Origin of the sequence: Streptococcus salivarius, assembly GCF_002094975.1 — a bacterium.
Taxonomy (GTDB): Bacteria; Bacillota; Bacilli; order Lactobacillales; family Streptococcaceae; genus Streptococcus; species Streptococcus salivarius_D.
Window position 1 is genome coordinate 965,364 of the sequence record NZ_CP015283.1, and the last position, 23,391, is coordinate 988,754.

At 39.8% G+C, this 23,391-nt stretch carries 14 protein-coding genes and 1 pseudogene; 13 read left to right on the plus strand and 2 right to left on the minus strand.

The window, feature by feature from the left end:
• The first annotated feature begins 272 nt into the window (after positions 1-272).
• Both V471_RS05025 and V471_RS05030 read left to right on the plus strand, forming a co-directional pair.
• Positions 273-2,231 (plus strand): GbpC/Spa domain-containing protein, encoded by a 1,959-nt coding sequence (locus V471_RS05025; RefSeq protein ID WP_002886728.1) that lies wholly within the window; start codon positions 273-275, stop codon positions 2,229-2,231.
• A gap of 228 nt (positions 2,232-2,459) precedes the next feature.
• Positions 2,460-3,299, plus strand: a complete 840-nt coding sequence (locus V471_RS05030; RefSeq protein WP_084871167.1) for a CHAP domain-containing protein — start codon at positions 2,460-2,462, stop codon at positions 3,297-3,299.
• Between the two features lie 437 nt (positions 3,300-3,736).
• Here the strand turns inward: V471_RS05030 and V471_RS10930 are convergent.
• Together V471_RS10930 and V471_RS05050 are read right to left on the minus strand one after the other, a co-directional pair.
• Positions 3,737-4,580: pseudogene (locus V471_RS10930) on the minus strand (IS3 family transposase); the annotation flags it as partial.
• Between the two features lie 315 nt (positions 4,581-4,895).
• Positions 4,896-5,915 carry an IS30-like element IS1139 family transposase gene (locus tag V471_RS05050; protein ID WP_171021848.1) on the minus strand — a complete coding sequence of 340 codons (1,020 nt, stop codon included), beginning with the start codon at positions 5,913-5,915 and terminating at the stop codon, positions 4,896-4,898.
• Positions 5,916-7,079: 1,164 nt separating this feature from the next.
• Here V471_RS05050 and V471_RS05055 point away from each other — a divergent pair.
• The 11 genes from V471_RS05055 to V471_RS05110 all read left to right on the plus strand — a co-directional run bounded on the left by V471_RS05055 (position 7,080) and on the right by V471_RS05110 (position 23,375).
• On the plus strand, positions 7,080-8,039 hold the full coding sequence (locus tag V471_RS05055) for a competence protein CoiA (protein ID WP_084871168.1): 960 nt from the start codon (positions 7,080-7,082) through the stop codon (positions 8,037-8,039).
• A gap of 10 nt (positions 8,040-8,049) precedes the next feature.
• Positions 8,050-9,855, plus strand: a complete 1,806-nt coding sequence (gene pepF / locus V471_RS05060; RefSeq protein ID WP_084871169.1) for an oligoendopeptidase F — start codon at positions 8,050-8,052, stop codon at positions 9,853-9,855.
• A 211-nt stretch (positions 9,856-10,066) separates the two neighbouring features.
• On the plus strand, positions 10,067-11,287 hold the full coding sequence (locus V471_RS05065; RefSeq protein WP_045769259.1) for an L-lactate MFS transporter: 1,221 nt from the start codon (positions 10,067-10,069) through the stop codon (positions 11,285-11,287).
• Positions 11,288-11,358: 71 nt separating this feature from the next.
• A complete protein-coding gene (locus V471_RS05070; protein ID WP_014633986.1) occupies positions 11,359-12,066 on the plus strand; it encodes an O-methyltransferase in 708 nt (235 codons plus the stop codon).
• Between the two features lie 61 nt (positions 12,067-12,127).
• Positions 12,128-13,270 carry a peptidyl-prolyl cis-trans isomerase gene (locus tag V471_RS05075; protein WP_002886735.1) on the plus strand — a complete coding sequence of 381 codons (1,143 nt, stop codon included), beginning with the start codon at positions 12,128-12,130 and terminating at the stop codon, positions 13,268-13,270.
• Positions 13,271-13,608: 338 nt separating this feature from the next.
• Positions 13,609-14,094, plus strand: coding sequence for an LURP-one-related/scramblase family protein (locus V471_RS05080; protein ID WP_013990151.1), 486 nt, complete (start codon positions 13,609-13,611; stop codon positions 14,092-14,094).
• 24 nt (positions 14,095-14,118) lie between these two features.
• The gene (gene alaS / locus V471_RS05085) at positions 14,119-16,737 is read left to right on the plus strand and encodes an alanine--tRNA ligase (protein WP_049553646.1); all 2,619 of its coding nucleotides are present in this window, start codon (positions 14,119-14,121) and stop codon (positions 16,735-16,737) included.
• 177 nt (positions 16,738-16,914) lie between these two features.
• Complete coding sequence (locus tag V471_RS05090; RefSeq protein ID WP_084871170.1) at positions 16,915-17,838, plus strand: helix-turn-helix domain-containing protein; 924 nt, start codon at positions 16,915-16,917, stop codon at positions 17,836-17,838.
• A 134-nt stretch (positions 17,839-17,972) separates the two neighbouring features.
• Positions 17,973-18,665, plus strand: coding sequence for a DUF6287 domain-containing protein (locus tag V471_RS05095; protein ID WP_084871171.1), 693 nt, complete (start codon positions 17,973-17,975; stop codon positions 18,663-18,665).
• Positions 18,666-19,306: 641 nt separating this feature from the next.
• Positions 19,307-22,420 carry an SH3 domain-containing protein gene (locus V471_RS05105; protein WP_084871173.1) on the plus strand — a complete coding sequence of 1,038 codons (3,114 nt, stop codon included), beginning with the start codon at positions 19,307-19,309 and terminating at the stop codon, positions 22,418-22,420.
• Between the two features lie 202 nt (positions 22,421-22,622).
• Positions 22,623-23,375 carry a response regulator transcription factor gene (locus tag V471_RS05110; protein ID WP_002886759.1) on the plus strand — a complete coding sequence of 251 codons (753 nt, stop codon included), beginning with the start codon at positions 22,623-22,625 and terminating at the stop codon, positions 23,373-23,375.
• Positions 23,376-23,391 lie beyond the last annotated feature (16 nt).

A 23,391-nucleotide genomic window follows, 5' to 3' on the forward strand; every position in this document is an offset into this window, starting at 1 on the left:
AAGCCTATTCTATCGTTGAAACGGTTTATTATGAGAAAAAAATGAACAGCTATAAGAAAGTATTAAGTAAAAACTCTTTAAAAGCCTTACGAATTACACTAAATTGTAAAGAAATGATTAAAATATAACAAAAGTGTGTCAAATTTTAAAAACGTGTAGCAAATATATAATATTTTTTTCAGAAAACTATTGCTAAATTTAAAAAATCACGGTAGTATATTAGGCGGTGAAGAATTAGGTTAAAAATGTTAACCAAGAAGGAGAAAGTGTAAATGAAAGTCAATCCATTTAAAACAACATTGTATTCAAGCGTATTGCTTGCAGGACTCGCGGCTACAAGTGTAGCAGCTGCAGATGAAGCTAAAGATGTAACAGCAACTACTGATGCTGATGCAACCGTATCAAATACGGCTGCAGAATCAAGTGCTAATCTTGTTAAGACAACAGGTGATGCAGCAGTTGTTACTACAGTACCTGGAACAGAAGAAAAAACTACTACTGAAACAGATACTACTGTAAAAACAACAACTAAAGCTATTGCTGAAGTTTCAAATCCTGACTTCGATAACGCTGTTAAAGCTGCAACAATGACTGCAGCAGCATCAAAAGATTCTGCTGATGTTAAAGCTGTCCAAGATCAAGCAGCTAGAGATGCTCAAGAAGCTTCAAATACAGTTGTTTCTGAAAATAAATTGACTCGTGAAGAAGCTGATGCAGCTCTTACATCTGCTAAAGCAAATGTTGTTGCAACAGGGGGATTCACAGCTACAGAAGAAGCAGGTGTTAAACACACTAGCGTTGAAGCTGCTAACAATGACAACAAAGTTCAAACAACAGCTTTGACAACTGCGGTTTCAGAATATAAACAAAAACTTGCAGATTACAAGACACAATTGGATAAATACTACCAAGACGTTCTTGCTTATGCTGCTTGGGAAAAATCATACAAAGAGTACACTGGTGGAACAACAGCTCGTCTTTTGACAAAAGGCTTGGCTGAAAATGCTACTGGCTTGATTTATAAAACAGAATCTGATGCTACTATGACTGTTGAAAACTCAGCAGGTTCTGTTGACTACTTGGATAAAACAATCCAATCAGGTCATTCAGTAGATGAAATCCTTGAACAATTCAACACATCTCGTTACATTCCAAGTGACTTCAGTGCAGCTAACGGTACACAATACACTATCAATGCTGACGGTGAATACACTGAAGATGTATGGTTGAAGATGGCTACGGGTCAAACATTGACTGTAACATACAACAACATAAACGGAACATCATTCAATGGTACTCCAGTTAAGAAAATTGTTGCAACTTACACTTTGGTAGAAACACCAAGTACAGATGGTTCAGCCATTGTTAAGTTGTACCACGATCCAACTAAGACACTTTTCATTGGTTCACAAACTGACGACACTAATAAAAAACTTCACGTTAAGATGAACTTGAACTTCTTTGATTCTGAGTCATCTGTGACACCACTTGATTTGTCTAAGAACGGTTCAGTTTTGAGTATCTCTTCACTTAACCACTGGAACACTGAGCTTGGAAACCACATTGAAAAAGTTGGTTTGAATGGTAATGAATACGTTCAAATTCCTGGTTCATCTATCACTTTGCATGAGGATGGTTATGCTTATGCAACAAACGATAACGAATTTGTTGCTAACGGTTCACGCTTTAACAGTGATCCAACAGTGGATCCAACAACTGGTGAAGTCACAGATGAAGGTTGGGATGCGATTAACTCAGACGGAACGCCTCGTACGAAGAATGCCTACTATGGTGCTGCTGCAACAATCTTCAAGGGTGAACCAATGGACTTTATCGCAGGTGGAAATAACCTTAATGTTCCAATCGCTTATTGGTTTGCGACAGATTCATCTGTAATTGTTCCTGAATTGCCAGAAGAACCAAACAAACCAGTTCTTCCAAATACTGTTTCAGCAAAAGTTACTTACCACAAAAACTTTGTATCTGTTGAAGAAACAACTGAGAAACCAAAACCTCAAGTACCAACAACTCCAGCAGAACCAACTCCAGGTAAACCTGTAACATCAACATCAGTACCTGTAATACCAACATCAGTACCTGTAAAAGAAGAAGCTCCAACTCTTCCAGCTACTGGTGAAAAATCAACAGCAGCTTCTGTAGCAGCAGGTGCAGCTATGGTGACATCAGCTTTGGCTTTGTTCGGTATCTCAACTTACAAACGTAAACACTAAGATAATACCTCAAAAGCTAGGAAATTTTCCTGGCTTTTTTGTGCACTTATATTGTATATTCAAGGCATATAAAAGGCGGCCACTTGGATCGCTTCTTGGGAGATTATGAAAATGAAAAAAGTTATTTAGGATTGATGATAGTATAGCCTGAACAGCTTAAGAGGAGCTTAAACGCAAAAATTACCTCCATTTTCCAGAAAAACTGCGAATAGATAGGTGGAGGTAAAAATGAAGAAAAAATTACTAAATTGTCTTTTACCGCTAGCTTGTCTAGCGACTGTTTCGGTTTCGTGTGGCAGCTCTGCTCAGGCGGCTGTTCTCGGGGATGACTACCCTTCCTCTTGGAAATATGGTGGTTTCGGCGTGGACCCTTGGACCATGTATTGGCGTCAGTGTACGTCCTTTGCAGCCTATCGCCTCAGTAACACCAATGGTTTCACTCTGCCAGTAGGTTATGGAAATGCCATCACTTGGGGCAGTATTGCACGTGCCAACGGTCACCGTGTTGACATGAACCCTGCCGTAGGGAGTATCGCCTGGTTCTCAGCTGGTGTCAATGGAGCAGGTCACATGGGACATGTCGCTTGGGTTGCGGAAGTTCGTGGTGATCAGGTGACCATTGAGGAGTACAACTACGATGCAGGTCAAGGGCCTGAGAAATATCACAAACGTAGTTTCCACAAGAGTCAAGTGTCTGGTTATATCCATTTTAAAGACCTCGAACCAGGGGCTCAAAATGGAAATCCTACTAACTCTTCTTTCAAAGTTGGTGATACGGTTCGCTTCACAGGAACTTTCCGTGTAACATCTATAGTAGGAAATAACATCACTAGTCAAGATTTAGCTGGAGGCACACCAACCAAACACAATATCGTTGATCCTGGACCTGTTCTTGAAGTTGATGGACAAGGCAATCCAACTTCAGACCAGTACCTCAATCCTGGTGAGACCTTTACTATTCCAGGTAACTTCAAAGTGCTAGCCATTGACCCACCTAGCGATGGCGTCCTCGTCCAAATCGGAAATCGCAAGACTTGGGTAACCCAGTCTGTCCTTGAAAAGGTTTAAATCTATTGAACAATCGTGAGAATGGTTGCTATTTTGAGGGTATTAAATCATAATGTACTGACCCCAAAAGGTTAGACAATTAATTTAAGCAAAGGATTTAGTTCTGTATTGCACAGGACTAAGTCCTTTTCTACCATTTGTCAAGTATATCAAGGTATTTGCCGAAAAATAGTTTGACTTCCATAGTCAAACTAAGGAAATTGTCTTTTTTGAACTAAAGTTTAGTGTAAAAAGTGTACACTAAACCAACATCTTATCTGATGATTTTTTTGATAAGGCGTTACAACAATATGGCATAAACAATTTTACCGATTTTGGATAGAAGTATAATCATAAAGTTTGTTATGCGTTATGAGGTAATACATTGTTCTAATGAGACGATGTATAGAGGCAATCGTGTGTGGTTTGGTTGAAGTCACTTGCGATTGTCTTTTTCGTTTTAGTTTTGCCTTAATGCGCTTATTATTATAGTAAGCAATGTAGTCTGCAATAGCTTGTTCCAATTGGTTAAGCGACTTAAATGTCTTCTCGTAACCATGAAACATCTCAGACTTAAGAATGCCAAAGAAGGGCTCCATCATGCCGTTGTCTGGACTATTGCCCTTACGTGACATGGATGGCTGAATCCCTTTATCCTCTAAAAAATGATGATAGAAATCATGTCGATATTGCACCCCTGGTCACTATGGAGAATAGTGTTCTCGTAATTGCCCTCTGTGAAGGCTTGTTCCAACATCATTTTTACTTGTGCTAAGTTCAGCGAAGTAGAAAGATTGTAGGCTATAATTTCGCTGTTAAAACCATCTAAAACTGGTGATAAATAGAGTTTTTGGCTGCTTGCCGGAATAGCAAACCCTGTTACATCTGTGTAGCACTTTTCCATTGGTTTTGATGCTTCAAACTGGCGTTGAATGAGATTCTCTGCTTTCATACCAACCTCTCCTTGGTATGAATAATACTTACGTTTACGACGAATTCGAGCACTTAAACCAAGAGCCTTCATCAGACGCTGAATCCTCTTATGATTGACCCAAAAACCACGATTCGGAGTTCTCTCATTTTTTTTAGAACCGCATTTTCTGCTTGAAGACGTTCTAATTCCGTCATTTCTTCTAGCTTTTTCTTGTATTGTGCGAGCCAGTTAGGAAGCATCCCTTGATTTGGGAGAGAATATTCGAGAGAAACTCTATCTTGAGAACAGTATTCATGTAGGATTTTATCAATCATTTCTTCCTTTCTAAGTTCATAGATAAGGACTTTATCCTCATAAGTCAATTTCATAATAAAAACACCCTAGAAGTTAGATTTTTTCTGTCTAACTTTTGGGGTGTAGGTCATTTCACGGTTGGTTTTGACTAGTTAAGTAAAATCAAGTTAGTCGAAAATAATAAAAATAAAATTTTCTGATAGCTAACATATTCTATTGATCGTGACTAAAAAGCAAAGGATGTTTTCTAATTTTTCAATGGCAGCACAAATGCCTATATTATAGTGTTTTTGAACTGTTTCAACTATCTAAAAAGAGTATTTAAAAATATTTCCCTAATTGTCAAGTCAAGTGCAACAAAGATGTTCCTCTGATTAAGTGAGTATCTTTCAAGCTGTTTGAGTTAGCTCAAACAGCTTTTTTGCGGACTGATAGCCATGAATTCGTCTAGGTCTTTCATTGATAGCCTTTGTATAGTCCTCTAAAAGATTCTGATTTAGTTCTTTTAACGAACACCCCTTCGGAATGAACTCTCTTAGTAGTCCATTGAAATTCTCATTTGTACCTCGTTCATAAGATGAATAGGCATGTGCAAAATAAACATCTAATCCCTCTATCTTACTCAATGATGAAAATTCGTTTCCATTATCTGCAGTTATGGACTTAATGGGATAAAGTTTCATACACTCTAAGACTGCTTGATTGACATACTCTGCTTTCTTTTCCACGAGTTTCTTTGTGACAGCATAGCGTGTTTGTCGTTCTACCAAGGTTAGAATAGAAGGTTCTCCTATTGTCTTTCCACCCAGAACAGAATCGATTTCCCAATCTCCAAAACGGGAACGATTATTGATTTCTTCTGGCCTTTCTTCAATTGACTTTCCTAGATGTTTCTTGGTAGAGGGGCGCTTGGTAAATTTCTTACGGATCCGCACTGCTCTTGGCAAATCAATGACCTTAATCTCTAACAATCCTTGATGGATATAGTTATAGAGCGTCTTGGTTGAAGGAACAACTGCATCTACATGTTGGAGTCTATAGGTATGAACAAAGGTATCCACGCTATGCACCCTTGGTTTCTCTCTCATTGCTTCTGTAAATGCTCTCAGAAAGTCATCCGATACGGAATCCAGTTTCAAATAATAGCTGGCTTCTCTAGCATGACGATAACGGTTATGAGCAGCATCTGCATAATAGTGTTGGTAATAGACCTTTTGCCCATTTACTTTTTTCACTTGTGTTATGGAACCACGATTAATTTCACGAGTAATAGTAGAGCGATTTCTCCCTAGTCTACGAGCAATCTCAGCAGGTTTGAGTCCTACGCTTAAATAAGCTTCAATTTCCCCTCGCTCAGCTTCAGATAAGTGCTTGTATGATTGATTTGTGGTAGAATAATTAGTGGACATGTTCATCTTCCTTTATACTGTTTTTCGCAACTCTAGTATATCAGATGAACATGTCTTTTGTGTTGCACTTCATTTTACAATAGGGCTTTAAAAATATTTTCAAAAAATATGAAATAAATTAATTGACAAAAAATTATAATAAAGTATAATAGATTGTGTTAGGAAGAGTTTGTTTTTTTGGCAGGGTGACTCTCTGGTCAAAAAAGACTAACTTAGAATCTGGAATTCTAAGTTATCAAATTCCAATGTTTCATTGTGATGATTTAAAAAGAGAAGATTTAAACAGCAAAAAAATTAGATTAATCGATTTAAAACATCAGCATCATCGTAGCGGGAGCTAGCGGTATTTTTAATCCGTGTAGAGCTAACGACAGATTCAAAAACAGCAGAATCGGTAGAGACTAATCTTCAAAAGCGAAGAGGGAGAGAAAATAAAGCAGTAACTGCTAATATACCTATCAGAAGGTGGACTAAACCTAATGACTGATAGGTGGTATGTTTTGAGAGTGGCGTTTTTAGCAATACTCTTCTAGGAAATAGTATCTTGTAAGCAGTATGACGTTCTGTGTAAAGAAGCTAGAGGGAAAGCTTCTCAGATTGACTGACTATCAATCACAAGATACTCTTGACTAGAAACCATTTTGAGCCAACACAATTTTGAGTTTGTTGGTACTGAACTGCACCTAGGAAATTGGTGGTTCAATGTTAGTAAATAGAGACTTTAACTTGTAAAAGTCTAAAAATTGTTTTATCTCATTATCAACTCAAGGATTAAGTTTTTAGTGGGATTGAGGAATAAAAGGGTGAAAAGCATATTGGGATGATGCTTCAGTGACGGAATTTGATCAGATGTTTGTGAGAGCATCTGTCTATGCTACATTGACTATTTTTAATGGTTATGTTGGATAGAAACTGTTTTCAAGATCCTGATACCAAGGAAAGTTGGGGGATTTTCCTTTAGGTATCGAGATTGTTGAAAAGAGATCGAATGGACTGAGTGGCACTTGTATCCTAGGTTAAGCAATACACCTATAAACCTAAGTTTCCATACAGCAGGGAGCAAGTTTCAGTTTGAATGGGGGATGCATCTAGAGTAATCTAGATGTTTTTTTATTTTGTGAATTCTTTTACGAATAAGTAAGAGAGTGCACGAAGGAGAGAGTCATGTTAATTGCAAAAAATCAGGAGGGAAACCTCGTTTCAGCTCTAGAAACCAGTTTGCAACGTAAGGAATCCTATAGCTGTCCTGGTTGCCAGGGAGTTGTCCTTCTGAGACATGGCCAGGTAATGTGTCCACATTTTGCTCATAAGTCTTTGCAAGATTGTCAGTTCTTCTCGGAGAATGAATCGGCCCAACATTTATCTCTTAAGGCAGCTTTGTATAAATCTTTGGTTAATCATGGTGAAAAAGTAAGTATTGAAAAAGTTTTGTCTGAGATGGGGCAAATTGCAGATTTATTTGTTGGCGATTCCCTGGCTCTAGAAGTTCAGTGTTCTCGGTTATCCCAGCAACGTTTGAGAGAGAGGACATGTGCCTATCACCAAGCAGGTTACGAAGTGCGTTGGCTTTTGGGTGAGGAACTCTGGTTGAATGGTCGTCTAACAGACCTACAGCGGGACTTTCTCTATTTTACGGCTAAGATTGGATTTCACCTATGGGAGCTTGATTGGAAGCGTGAGGAAATTAGACTTAAGTATCTCATCTATGAGGATATTTTTGGGAAAGTCTATTATTTAACTAAGGCTTGGCCGTTAACCGAAAATCTCATGACAGTTCTACGTTTTCCTTATCAAGCAGAGCAGGTTGAGACTTATCAAGTAACTCAGCGAAAGAGGGTCTCACATGTGATTCAACGAGAATTAATGGGGAAAAATCCAAGGTGGATGAGAAGGCAGGAAGAAGCCTATCTTAATGGAATGAATTTATTATGCCTGTCTGATCAGGATTTTTCCCCACAAGTAAGATTTCCTGAATCTAAGCAGGGCTTTGTACAAATTAGACAGTCACTTGAAGGTTTTGAAAAGCTTTTTATGCAATATTATCGAAAAAGGCATTTTTCTTATCGACAAACTCTCTACCCTCCCACCTTTTATGCTAAAATAGTAAAGAATAGATACAATTAAGGAGAATATTATGTCAGACAATCGTGCTCATTTAGAAGAGAAATACACATGGGATTTGACGACCATTTTTGCGACAGATGCAGATTGGGAGACTGAATATGAAAGCACTGTTCAGGATTTGAAGAAGGCTAGTGCTTATGCAGGTCATCTCTTAGATTCTGCTAAGAACTTGCTTGAGGCAACTGAACTTTATATGAGTCTTATGCGTCGCTTGGAGAAAATCTATGTCTATGCGTCAATGAAAAATGACCAAGACACAACAGTAGGGCTTTACCAAGAGTACCAAGCTAAGGCCTCAAACCTTTACTCACAGTTGAGTGAAGCTTTTGCATACTTTGAGCCTGAATTTATGGCCTTGGATGATAAGAAATTAGCTGAATTTAAAGAACAAGAGCCAGGTCTTGGGCTTTATGACCACTATTTTGAACGCCTTTTGGCAAACAAGGACCATGTTCTTTCTCAAGAAGCTGAAGAGCTCTTGGCAGCAGCCGGTGATATCTTCAACGGTCCAACGGATACCTTCAATGTCTTGGATAATGCTGATATCCTCTTCCCATGGGTATCAGATGGTCAAGGGGATGTGGTTGAGTTGACACATGGTAACTTTATCACTCTTATGGAATCTAAGGACCGTGACATTCGTAAGGGAACCTATGAAGCGATGTATGGGACTTACGAACAGTTCCAACATACTTATGCACAAACACTCCAAGGTGTTGTTAAGGTTCACAATTACCAAGCCAAAGTTCGTCACTATAATTCGGCACGTCATGCAGCACTTGCGGCTAACTTTATTCCAGAGAGTGTTTATGATTCACTCTTGGAATCAGTGAACAAGTATTTGCCACTTTTGCACCGTTACCTTGATTTGCGTAAGAAGGTCTTGGGACTTGACGAGCTTAAGATGTATGACGTCTATACACCACTTTCTGAGACTGAAACTGCTCTTACTTATGAAGAATCTCTAAAGAAAGCAGAAGAAGTCTTGGCAATCTTTGGTGAAGAGTATAGTAAAGGGGTTCATGCAGCCTTTACGGAACGTTGGATTGACGTTCACCCTAACAAAGGAAAACGCTCAGGTGCCTACTCAGGTGGTGCCTATGATACCAATGCTTTCATGCTTTTGAACTGGCAAGACACTTTGGACAATCTCTTTACCTTGGTTCACGAGACTGGCCACAGTTTGCATTCAACTTTCACACGTCAGACTCAACCATATGTTTACGGAGATTACCCAATCTTCTTGGCGGAAATTGCGTCTACAACCAATGAAAATATCTTGACAGAAACGCTTCTTAAAGAGGTTAAAGATGACAAGGCACGTTTTGCTATTCTTAACCACTATTTGGATGGTTTCAAGGGAACTGTCTTCCGTCAAACACAATTTGCCGAGTTTGAGCATGCTATCCATGAGGCAGATGCATCTGGTCAAATCTTGACAGCGGACTTCATGAATAAGCTTTACGCAGACCTCAATGAGAAATACTATAACCTTAAAGCTGAGGATAACTACGAAATTCAGTTTGAGTGGGAACGTATTCCGCATTTCTACATGAATTACTATGTCTACCAATACGCTACAGGATTTGCTGCGGCAAGCTACTTGGCTGAAAAAATTGTTCACGGTACTGAAGAAGATAAAGAAGCTTACCTTACTTACCTTAAGGCGGGAAGCTCAGACTATCCTTTGGAAGTCATCAAGAAAGCTGGTGTTGATATGACCAATACCGACTACTTAGATGCTGCCTTCAAAGTTTTTGAAGACCGTCTTGTTGAATTGGAAGCTTTGGTTGAAAAAGGTGTTCACCTTTCTTAAAAAGAAGTTACCATATGAGAGAATCATTCTGAATCAGGATGATTCTTTTTATGTCTAAAAACGAACATTTACTGGAATGGAAGTTCTAATTGATATGGAAATACGTTGGTGAGCATATTTATAGCCCATGGTTTATATTCGTGATAGACTAAAAACCTAACGTTTTGTATTTTATAAGTGAACAATGTTCAGAAATAGAAAGTAGGTTTTTGTGAAAACAACCAATCGTTATCTTGTAGCAACGTGTGGTGTCTTACTCCATCTCATGTTGGGGTCTACCTATGCTTGGAGTATCTATCGTAATCCTATTATGGCCCAGACTGGCTGGGATCAATCTTCAGTTTCTTTTGCCTTTTCGTTGGCTATCTTTTGTCTAGGGCTTTCTGCAGCTTTCATGGGGCGTCTGGTTGAAAAATTTGGTCCTAGAGTGACTGGGAGTATGTCGGCTGTTCTCTATGCTGGGGGTAACATTCTGACAGGAGTTGCCATTGCTCATGGAGAGCTGTGGATGCTTTATCTTGGTTATGGTATTCTTGGTGGTCTAGGACTGGGTGTGGGTTATATTACGCCTGTTTCAACTATTATTAAGTGGTTTCCTGATAAGCGTGGACTTGCGACTGGCCTTGCCATTATGGGCTTTGGCTTTGCCTCATTGTTAACCAGTCCCATTGCTCAATATCTGATTCAGGCACGTGGTGTTGAGCAGACCTTTTATATCTTGGGAGTCGTTTATTTTGTTGTTATGCTTTTTGTCTCACAATTCATTAAACGACCAAGTGTAGAGGAAGCACAACTGTTGGCTGACAAGAGTCCGAACCGTCAGGCTGCTGATTTGAGCAAGGGAGTTACGGCTAATGAGGCTCTGAAATCATCAACTTTCTACTGGTTATGGCTTATTCTGTTTATCAATATTTCATGTGGCTTAGCCCTTGTTTCTGCTATTTCTCCAATGGCTCAAGATATGGTTGGGATGTCAGCTGAATCAGCGGCAGTTGTTGTAGGTGTTATGGGAATCTTTAATGGTTTTGGTCGCCTTCTGTGGGCAGGCTTGTCGGATTATATTGGGCGTCCGAAGACCTTTGTTCTCCTCTTTGTGGTTAATATTGTTATGGCTGTCCTCCTAATTGTCCTGCAAGTTCCACTTGTCTTTGTGGTTGCGATGGCTGTTCTGATGACTTGCTACGGGGCAGGTTTCTCATTAATTCCTCCCTATCTTAGCGATATCTTTGGGGCAAAGGAGTTGGCTACCCTTCATGGTTATATTTTGACTGCCTGGGCGATGGCGGCCTTAGTGGGGCCAATGCTTTTATCCGTAACCTACGAATTGATAAAATCATACCAGATGACCTTGCTTGTTTTCATCGCTCTTTACGTGGTGGCTTTGGTCGTTTCCTACCTCTTGAAAAAGAGGGGGTTACGTCAAGTAGCTTAATGATGACGATTTGAGTTATAGATAAGAAAAATCTCTAGCACTCGCTAGGGATTTTTTATATAATAAAACACATGGTTAAATCATATAGTAAAAACGCAAATCACAACATGCGTCGTCCAGTAGTCAACAAGGATATCGTGGACTACATGCGAACGCATCTTCAGGAAAATAAAGGGCATTTGGCTGAACTGGAGGCCTTTGCTCGTAAGGAAAATATTCCAATTATCCAGCACGAAGTAGTTGCTTATTTCCGATTTTTGTTGCAGACCTTGCAGCCTAAGAAAATCCTTGAGGTAGGAACAGCTATTGGTTTTTCAGCCCTTCTTATGGCTGAGTATGCGCCTGATGCTCAGATTACAACGGTTGATCGTAATGAAGAAATGATTGGCTTTGCCAAGGAAAATCTAGCCAAGTATGACAGCCGCAAACAAATTACCTTGGTCGAAGGAGATGCAGCAGAAGTTTTGCAAGATTTGGACACTGACTATGATTTTGTCTTTATGGACTCAGCCAAGTCTAAATATATCGTCTTTCTGCCTGAAATCCTAAAACGTCTCAAGGTAGGTGGTGTCATCGTCTTTGATGATATCTTCCAAGGGGGCGATATTGCCAAAGATATCATGGAGGTTCGTCGTGGTCAGCGTACGATTTACCGTGGCTTGCATCGTCTTTTTGATGCGACCTTAGATAACCCTGGATTGACTGCTAGTTTGGTCCCTATGAGTGACGGACTTCTTATGCTTCGGAAAAATTCTGAAAATATTATCTTGCCAGATTAAGCATTATTTAAGTAAGTGTGGTATAATAACAAAGATATTGACAATTTAAGGAGTAGATAAAATGGCTAAAGAAAATGAAAACCTTGAGTCAACAGAAGAAACTGTTGAAGAGGTTGTAGCAGACAAAGACGCAGAACAAGAGCATCTTGATCGCCAAAAAGAAGAAGAGGAAAGCATCGCCCTCGCCAGTGAAAAAGCGAAAGAAAAAGCTAAACGTGCTAAAACTAAAAAGACACGTGATGCTGGTAAACCAAGCTCAGGTGGTCGCTTCCTTGGAGGTCTTGCCCTTGTAGCTGTTTCAGCTCTCGTTGGTGCAGGTGCTATGTATGTTTCTCTAGGTAACAAAACAACTGAAGAAACAACTTTGGTATCTATGAAAGGTGATACTGTTACTGTTGGTGATGTTTTTGATTCACTTAAAGGTAGTAGCCAAACACAACAAAGTGTTTTGAGTGCAACTTTGCAAAAGGCTCTTGAAAAAGAATATGGTAGCAAAGTCAGCAAAGAAGACGTTGACAAAGCTTATAAGCAAGCTTCAGAACAATACGGAGATCAATTCTCACAAGTACTTGCAGCCTATGGTCAAACAGAAGAGTCATACCGCACTCAAATCCGTACACAAAAATTGGTTGAGTACGCTGTTAACCAAGCCGCACAAAAAGATTTGACGGAAGCAAATTACAAGGCTGCCTATGATAACTACACACCAAATACAGAGGTGCAAGTGGTTTCAACTACTGATAAAGCAGTGGCAGATAAGGTGGACTCTGAAGCTAAGGCAGAAGGAGCAGATTTCTCACAAGTAGCTAAAGATAACAGCTTGGAAGTGACTTCTAAGACGGTTAACTCAGCTTCTCAAGACTTCCCAGCAGATGTTTTGACAGCAGCCTTCAAACAAGATGCTAATGCCGTCTCTGACGTAGTGACTGTTTCAAACAGCTCAACTGGTGCTGCGACTTACTACATCGTCAAAACTGTTTCAAAATCTGAGAAAAATGCAGATTGGAAAAACTATAAGGATGATTTGACTAAGGTTATCATCAATGGTAAGAAATCTGATACTAACTTCACTAACTCAGTGATTGCTAAGGTCCTTAAGAAATATAATGTTAAAGTTGTAGACAAGGCCTTTAGCGCAATTCTTGACCAGTATGTGACTGGTTCTGGAGCTTCATCAAGTTCATCATCAAGCTCTAGCAAATAAATCACATGATAGAGTTGATAATGCTATTATCAGCTTGACCTAAGACCTAAAACACGTTAAAATGGAGAGTGGCTGAAAGTTCTAATATCATGACATTTTTAGCCTTCCCTTTGAGATTGGTAATCATCGCTTCTGATACAGAAAAATGGCGGTCGCTGCGAGCCATGGACGAATCTGGTTACTTGCTACTCAAAGTTCACAATTAAAGACAAATAAGAATGACAAGTTCATTGAATGAAGGTGGTACCGCGGTTCACGTCGCCCTTCGTTTAGTGGACTTGTCTTTTATTCTTTGGGTATTTTCTGAATGAAATGTGTGGCAATATTGGAGGTGGCGTATGAAAACCTATTTTGTCAAACAGAAGTTTCGATTGGGTGGCGAACGCTTTGATATCAAGGATGATCAAGGTAGAGTTGCCTATCAGGTTGAAGGGTCCTTCTTTAAGATTCCAAAGACCTTTACGATTTTTGGTGAGGATGGTCGTGAGATTAGTCATATCACCAAGGAGCCGCTTAGTCTCTTGCCTAAGTTTACAGTAGACTTGCGGGATGGTTCGAGTTTTTACATTCGAAAAAAATTAACCTTTCTTCGTGATAAGTATGATGTCGATAATCTTGGTTTGCGAATAGAGGGTAATATTTGGGACTTGGATTTTCAACTACTTAATAGTCAAAATCAGGTAGTTGCTAGGATTCAAAAGGAGCTCTTCCATCTGACATCGACCTATACTGTTACTGTTTATGAAAATACTTACGCCGATTTAGCCATTTCCCTGTGTGTTGCTATTGACTATGTGGAAATGCTCGAGAATAGCTCAAAATAAAAAACAATTAATTAAGGAGAAACAATGAAACAACTTACTTCAGCACAAATTCGTCAAATGTGGCTTGATTTCTGGAAATCAAAAGGTCACGCTGTTGAACCATCAGCTAACTTGGTTCCAGTTAACGATCCAACCCTTCTTTGGATTAACTCAGGGGTTGCCACTTTGAAAAAATACTTTGATGGCTCTGTGATTCCTGAAAATCCACGTATCACTAACTCACAAAAGGCTATCCGTACCAACGATATCGAAAATGTTGGTAAGACAGCTCGTCACCACACAATGTTTGAAATGCTTGGTAACTTCTCAGTTGGTGACTACTTCCGTGATGAAGCCATCGAATGGGGTTATGAGCTTTTGACAAGCCCAGAGTGGTTTGATTTTCCAAAAGACAAACTTTACATGACTTACTATCCAGATGATAAAGATTCATACAACCGTTGGATTGCTTGCGGTGTTGAACCTAGTCATTTGATTCCAATTGAAGATAACTTCTGGGAAATCGGTGCTGGCCCTTCAGGACCAGACACTGAGATTTTCTTTGACCGTGGCGAAGACTTTGACCCTGACAATATTGGTATCCGTTTGCTTGAAGAAGATATTGAAAACGACCGTTACATTGAAATTTGGAACATCGTTTTGTCACAATTCAACGCAGATCCAGCTGTTCCACGTTCAGAATATAAGGAACTTCCTAATAAAAACATTGATACGGGCGCAGGTCTTGAACGTCTTGTAGCCGTAATGCAAGGGGCTAAAACAAACTTTGAAACAGACCTCTTCATGCCTATCATTCGTGAAATCGAAAAAATGTCTGGTAAAACTTATGATCCAGATGGTGACACAATGAGCTTCAAGGTCATCGCTGACCACATCCGTTCATTGGCATTTGCCATTGGTGATGGTGCCCTTCCAGGTAATGAAGGTCGTGGTTATGTCCTTCGTCGTCTTCTCCGTCGTGCCGTAATGCACGGCCGTCGTCTCGGCATTTCTGATGCTTTCTTGTACAAACTTGTTCCAACTGTTGGTCAAATCATGGAAAGCTATTACCCAGAAGTTCTTGAGAAGAAAAACTTTATCGAAAAAATCGTTAAACGTGAAGAAGAAACCTTTGCACGTACTATCGATGCAGGTTCAAGCATGCTTGACGAGCTTCTTGCTAACCTTAAGAAATCTGGTAAAGATACGCTTGAAGGTAAAGACATCTTCAAACTTTATGATACTTACGGATTCCCAGTGGAATTGACAGAAGAGTTGGCTGAAGATGAAGGCTTCAAGATTGACCATGAAGGTTTTAAAGCAGCCATGAAAGAACAACAAGAACGTGCGCGTGCTAGCGTAGTTAAAGGTGGTTCTATGGGTATGCAAAATGAAACCCTCGCAAACATCACTGAACCATCTGAGTTCTTGTATGAAGCAGAGACTGCAGAAAGCCGTTTGAGCGTAATCGTTGCTGACGATGCTCGTCATGATAGTGTAAATTCTGGTCAAGCACTCCTTGTCTTTGAACAAACACCATTCTACGCTGAAATGGGTGGACAAGTAGCAGACCACGGTACAATCTCAGATGCAGCTGGTACAGTCGTTGCGCGTGTTGTTGACGTTCAACGTGCACCAAATGGACAAGCGCTTCACACTGTTGAGGTTGAAGGTGAACTTGTTGTAGGTGCTAACTACAAACTTGAAATTGACCACACACGTCGTCACCGTGTTATGAAGAACCACACAGCGACTCACCTCTTGCATGCTGCCCTTCATAATATTGTTGGTGATCATGCTGTCCAAGCGGGTTCTCTTAATGAACAAGAATTCTTGCGTTTCGACTTCACTCACTTTGAGGCTGTAACTCCAGAAGAATTGCGTGCTATCGAAGAACAAGTCAACGAAGAAATCTGGAAAGCCACTCCAGTAACAACTATTGAAACAGACATTGACACTGCTAAATCAATGGGAGCTATGGCCCTCTTTGGTGAAAAATATGGTAAGAATGTTCGTGTCGTTTCAATCGGTGATTACTCTGTTGAGCTTTGTGGTGGTACGCACGTTGCCAACACTGCTGAAATCGGTATGTTCAAGATTGTTAAAGAAGAAGGTATCGGTTCAGGAACACGTCGTATCTTAGCAGTGACATCACGTGAAGCTTACCTTGCTTACCGTGAAGAAGAAGATGCCCTTAAAGCAATCGCAGCAACGCTTAAGGCACCACAATTGAAAGAAGTACCTAACAAGGTTGCTAGCCTTCAAGAGCAGTTGCATGCCCTTCAAAAAGAAAATGCTGCTCTTAAAGAAAAAGCAGCAGCTGCAGCAGCTGGTGATGTCTTCAAAGACGTTAAAGAAGCTAACGGTGTTCGTTACATCGCTAGCCAAGTGGAAGTTTCTGACGCAGGTGCCCTTCGTACATTTGCTGATCAATGGAAACAAGCAGACTACTCTGACGTTCTTGTCCTTGCAGCTCACATTGGCGAAAAAGTTAATGTCCTTGTAGCAAGCAAGTCTAAGGATGTTCACGCAGGTAATGTTATCAAGGTTCTCGCACCAATCGTGTCAGGTCGTGGTGGTGGTAAACCAGATATGGCCATGGCCGGTGGTAGCGATGCCAATGGTATCCAAGATCTTCTTTCGGCAGTAGCAGAACAGCTTTAAGATGTGATACAATAAAAGAAACTTGAAAAGGTAGGATGAAAATCCTATCTTTTTTCTTTGTAAGTAGCATTGAAAGTTAAAAGTATTTTCATTTCACAATTGAAATAGTGAATATTGGGTGGTATACTATTACAAATCATAAAAATTATAATAGTTTCAAGTAATAGGGAGCAAGCGATGTTTGGACAAGACTTTGGTCATCGGTTAAGAGAGTTGAGATTAGCACAAGGACTCACTAAAGAAAAATTTTGTGAAGGGGATGAGGTTTTATCAGTACGACAATTGACACGTATAGAGACAGGGAAGTCTCAACCTAAACTAGAAACCTTAGAGCACTTGGCAAGACGTCTGAATATATCTTTATCGGAATTGCTTGGAGAGAGAGCTATAGGCTCAAAGTTGCCGGTAGAATACCTCAATCTCAAATATCAATTGATGCATGCGACTAGTTTAGATAAGCCAAATAACCTAATGAAACTAGACGAAAAGCTGGGTAAAATTATTGATAGCTATTATGATGATTTGCCAGCTGATGAACAGAGGGTTGTTGATATCTTACAGTCAAAACTTTACTCTTATACTTCAAAGACACATCAAAAATTTGGCATGAGCATATTGGAGAAGAGTTTACCTTCATTATGTGAGAAAAGGGTATACACTATCAATGACCTACTACTTATAGAACTATATCAAATCTCGTTAGGAGATGGTGATAGTATGCGGTCAGATGGGTTTAGTGAAGGGACTTTTTATGCCATCTGTAGAAATCTTATAAATAGTTATGATAATATTCCCACGGAGTATCTATTTTTATTTAGGGATGCCTTATTAATGGTTCCAATAGTTGAATATGAACGAAAAAAGTTTCATTTATCGGAGATAGCATTCATTCAACTGCATCACATTATGGAGGAAACTCAAGATTATCAGAAAAAACCAATTTTGAGAATGCTAGAGGGACAGTATCTATATGTTGTAAAGAATGATATTTTTGAGTCTAAAAAAGCCTATCAAGAAGGGATAATCTTGGCTAGATTGTTAGGAGATACCTCTTTAGCTGACATCATATCAGAGAAAATGAGAGATGCTATGAAAGAATAGAGCAGGACATACGTGTCCTTTTTTTTTAAAATATGCAGTATATTAGATTCATAAGAAGAACTAAAGAATATAACTTATTCATCGAGATTTTTGAAAATGACACAGTCTAAAATAGAGTATTAAGGAGAATTATTATGAAACCTGCTACAAAACGTTTCACAACTTTAACCGCACTCGCTTTAACTTCCGTTCTATTACTTGGTGCATGTGGTAATAACAAGAAGGAAGCCACATTAACATCGAGCTCTAGTAAGGTTAGTCAGAAAGTGAAATCGACAAAACCATCTTCAAAAGAAAAAGCGAAGAAGTCTGAGAAAAAGACAAAATCTTCTAGTTCAGAAGAAGTCGCAAAAGAAACCTCTGGAGAAAAGGATTCACAACCATCAGCCGGAAATGTTGCTGGATCTGCTCAACAAGAAGTTGCCCCAACAAATCCTAGTGAAGAAACAGCTGGAGTAAATCAAGGAACGACGACAGAACAACCAGCTGCTTCAGCGGAACAAACACCAGCTACCACAGCAGTGGATGTTACAGCAATGGCTAATGGTGATTTCTCTAGTGTTGCTGGTACCTATCAAAATGACTTAGGGGACACAATTACAGTATCCCCATCCGGTAGTGTAACTCGTGTAGGCGCTGAAAGTGGTTATAGTGATACAAGTAGTCAGCTCTTTAATGGTTTTGCTCAAGATGGCGGTTATGTAGCAGGTTTTGCTCATAATGATGGACCAACCAGTGACCCAATTTTCTTTGACAGTAATGGACAGATTCGTTTCGGTTCTGATGCGATATATGGTCGGATGCATGTTTACAATAAATTAGATTAATGGTATTGTCCCTCGGTACTTAAGAAAAGGAAATCACAAGTAGTAGAAGGAGCACACTTTAAAAATGTCTCAAAAAGAACATGGAGAAGTGAGAAGTACTAGTGGTACCTTAAAGGGGACCTATCACTATTTGGATTCTCCCAGTCCTCATTTGTTTCCGTTTGTCTTTATTAGTAATGTAACAAATAGCCTTCAGATGTTTCTCGTGTGTAAGAACGGTAAGCCAATTGCCTTTCCATTACTTCTACCAAATCAGTATAAAATTGTTTACATTAAGGACTTTCAAAATGTTAGCTCCTGCGATGAGATTACTGTGACTGAACATTTAGAAGAATACATCTATGATGAATCATAGTTAGACTAGATTGATACCTATAGTCAAATCAACCCAGAATGAATTAATTAATCTATTCAGATTTGCTTAATGTGTCAAGGAATTAGATGTAGCAAAAGCCCTCAGGTAGCCCCTTTGGGCTTTTCTTAATCATAGTTATCTGAAAGAATTAGCTATCAATTTTCTACAAAATAAAGTTTAGTAATAATATTGAAATAATTGTAAAAAATATTTCAAAGAGGTATAATAGAAATGTGAAAACGGTTCCAATTTTTATCAAACAGCCTAGAAAGTGAGAGTGATCAAAATGAGAAAGGCATATGTTTTTAAGGAACGTCAACGTTACTCAATACGTAAATATTCTTTTGGAGCTGCATCAGTCTTGATTGGTACGAGCTTGATGCTTGGTGGACATACTTTGGCTCAGGAACAAGCCAATAGCACAGGTTCCATCATGGACTATGAAGTTATTGTAAATAATTCTGAAGCACCCCAAATTGACCAAGCAACTTCAGAAGCTGTTACCGATGTCCTCAATCAACCAGCCTCAAGATCAGAAGTGCCAAGACCTAAGCTTGCCAGCAGTGAAGTTGCTTCTTCTGAAGCTAGTAGTGTAGTGGCTAGCGAGACTGCTTCTTTGGAAGTACCGGCAGAGGTTGCCCATTCTGCATCTGCTGTTGCTTCTGTTGCGAGCTCAGAGGTGGCTAGCCCACGTTCTGAAGTGTCATCAGTAGCTAGCTCTGAAGTAGCTAGTGAAACTGACCGTTCAGCGATGTCAGAAGCAGTGGAAGTTAGACCTACTGACCGTGAAGCTGTCGATACTAGTCTTCGTACTGTCTTAACTAATGCTAGTCAGCCAGGTGTAGATGGTCCTGTGACTGCTGATGGTTCTCTTGATATTCCATCAAACGGTACTTTTTATTTCCGTCGCACAACTGAAATTCGTACAGCTCCAGTCATGGATATCAAACCTACTTTCGTCTTTAGTGCAGGTGACCATGTTATCTATGATAAGGTCTTGAAGAGAGATGATCATCAATGGATTTCTTACATTGGTTACGATTATGAACGCTACTACGCTGATATCGCAGCTTTGAAGGCCGAAAATACTAGTACCACTGAAGCGACTAGAGATGAAGCCGTCCCTGAACGTGGTACTTATTACTTCACTAAACCTGCAGATGTGAAGAACCAACCTAGCTTGACTGCTAAGACTGAGTTCAATTTTGATCCAGGCATGTCAGTCAACTACGATAGATCTTTGCTTGCGGACAACCACCGTTGGATTTCTTATACTTCGTACAGTGGTACTCGTCGTTATGTCGACCTAGGTGCTGTTGCAGAGGCTGTAGCTAAACCAAGAGGCGATATCGCTATTGAAAGTCATGACAATGGTGACTTTAGTGTAGTTATCAGTAATGTTTCAGACCAAAACGGTGTCCTCGGGGTATCTGTTCCAATCTGGTCTGAAAAGAATGGCCAAGATGATATCATTTGGTACAATGCAACTCGTCTTAACAATGGCAACTACAAGGTTAACGTCAGTCTAAGTGACCATAAGAATGAACGTGGTCTCTACAATGTTCATCTTTACTATGTTGAAACTAATGGTAAATTAGTTGGTGTGGGTGGCACAGCTTACACAGTTCCTGCCAAGGTTGAAGAAACGCATACAACTACTAGCTATAGCCTTCCTGACTCAGGAACTTACACCTTCAAAGAACGCACTGGCATTAAGGCAGAACCTCGTGTGGCAAGTCCAGAGTTAGCCTACTATGATGCTGGTATGTCAGTCAACTACGACAAGATTGTCAGTGGTGATGGTTACCAATGGCTTTCTTACCTCAGCTACAATGGCAACCGCCGTTATGTAGCTGTGGCAAAACTTGCTCAACAAGAAAGCAAACCAAGCGGTACTATCAATATTGAAAACCTCTCTAACCTCGGTTTTGACGTTCATATCACTAATGTTTCTGGTGGTGACAAGGCTATTCAAGGCGTAAGTGTTCCAGTTTGGACAGCTAAAGACGGCCAAGACGACCTTGTATGGCACCAAGCTAGCAGACAAAGTGATGGTAGCTACAAGGTTCGTATCAATGTTAGCGACCATAAGTCTGAAGCAGGTGAATACATTGTCCATCTCTACTATGTCCAAGATGGTAAAATGGTAGGTATCGGAGGCACTAGTACAACTGTTCCAGTTCAAAATGCAACTCACCACAATCTTCCAGCTTCAGGTTCATATACCTTTACTGCTCGTACTGGCATTAAGGCAGAACCTCGTGTGGCAAGCCCAGAGTTGGCCTACTACGATGCTGGTATGTCAGTCAACTATGACAAGATTGTCAGTGGTGATGGTTATGAATGGCTTTCTTACCTCAGCTACAATGGCAACCGACGTTATGTAGCTGTGGCTAAACTTGCTCAACAAGAAAGCAAACCAAGCGGTACTATCAATATTGAAAACCTCTCTAACCTCGGTTTTGACGTTCATATCACTAATGTTTCTGGTGGTGACAAGGCTATTCAAGGCGTAAGTGTTCCAGTTTGGACAGCTAAAGACGGCCAAGACGACCTTGTATGGCACCAAGCTAGCAGACAAAGTGATGGTAGCTACAAGGTTCGTGTCAATGTTAGTGACCATAAGGCTGAAGCAGGTGAATACATTGTCCATCTCTACTATGTCCAAGATGGTAAAATGGTAGGTATCGGAGGCACTAGCACAACTGTTCCAGTTCAAAATGCAACTCGCCACAACCTTCCAGCTTCAGGTTCATATACCTTTACCGCTCGTACTGGCATCAAGACTCAACCTTTGGTAGCCAATCCAGATGTTAGCTACTATGATTCAGGCATGTCAGTCAACTATGACAAGGTTGTCAATAATGACGGCTATACATGGCTTTCTTATCTCAGCTATTCAGGACATCGTTTCTATGTGGCTATCGCACCAACGAGTGTGACTAAACCTGTAGAACAACCTGTTCAACCAAGCACACCATCATCTGGTACCTATACTTTCAAGGAACGCTCTAGTATTAAAGCAGAACCAAGTGTAGCGAGTCCAGAGTTGGCTTACTATGATGCTGGTATGTCCGTTAACTATGACAGATTGGTGACCACAGATGGTCACACATGGCTCTCTTATGTTAGTTATGGAGGCAACCGCCGTTACATTGCTATTGATGGTAAGGCAACAGCAGTTGCTCAACCAGCAAGTCCAAGCCTAGCTGCAACTGGTACTTATACCTTTACCAAACCTAGCTCTATCAAGGCTCAACCAAGTGTTGCTAGTCCAGAGTTAGCCTACTATGATAAAGGCATGTCCGTTCGCTATGACAAGGTCCTTACAGCCGATGGACACACATGGTTATCTTATACGACTTATAGTGGTGCAAGACGCTATGTGGATATTTCTTAAGAGTTGTAACATCACTCTCTTTTGAGGGTGGTGTTTTTTTAGTTTCAAGAGTTGAATCAATATATTGTTCAATATGCTTTAGAAACATTTGCTGTAAATTAGCGAAAGTTATAAAATCAAGGTGAAAGTATAGGATTCGTTCTATGAGTAACTAGCATCTTAAGTTATAGAATAAGGATGTTGTAATTAGAGGTGTTCAATTATGTTAGATATTTTTGTTTTAGAAGAAGATTATTTTCAACAAGCTCGTCTTGAGGATGCTATCCACAAGTCTAAACAAATATATATTTTAAGAATTGGGAAGGTTGATTTATACGATAAACCCAATCAATTATTAGAGCGTATTACGGAAAGGGGCTCGCATTTACTGTTTTTTCTAGATATTGGATCTGACAGTGATGTCGAAGGGGGAATATTGGTTGCTCAACAGATTCGTGAGCGAGATCCGTATGCAAGTATTGTTTTCATCACAGCACATCCCGAACTCCTACCTTCAACCTTTCAGTATCGCTTAGCTGCACTTGATTTTATTGACAAGAATTTGCCTGATATTGAATATGAAGATAGGATTATTTCTGATATTGGATTAGCACTTTCTAAAAATGGTCTGAGCCAAATAGAGTGTGCTTTTACTATAGATACAAAGAATGCAACTATACAAGTTCCTTTTCATAAGATTCTCTATTTTGAAACATCTCCAACGGTTCATAAGGTAATTCTTCATACAACAGAAGAGCAAATTGAGTTCTATGGTCAATTATCAAAAGTTGTAAAACAAGATTGCAGACTATATAAATGCCATAAATCATTTGTTGTAAATCCCGAAAACATTGTGAGATTGGACAAAGAATTAGGTGTTATTTATTTTGAAAACGGAGAGTCATGCTTGGTTTCGAAAGCTAAACAAAAAGAGATTGTTGCTAAGATGCTTGTTCCAAAATCCATGGCAGTTTGATGTATATAGTATTTTT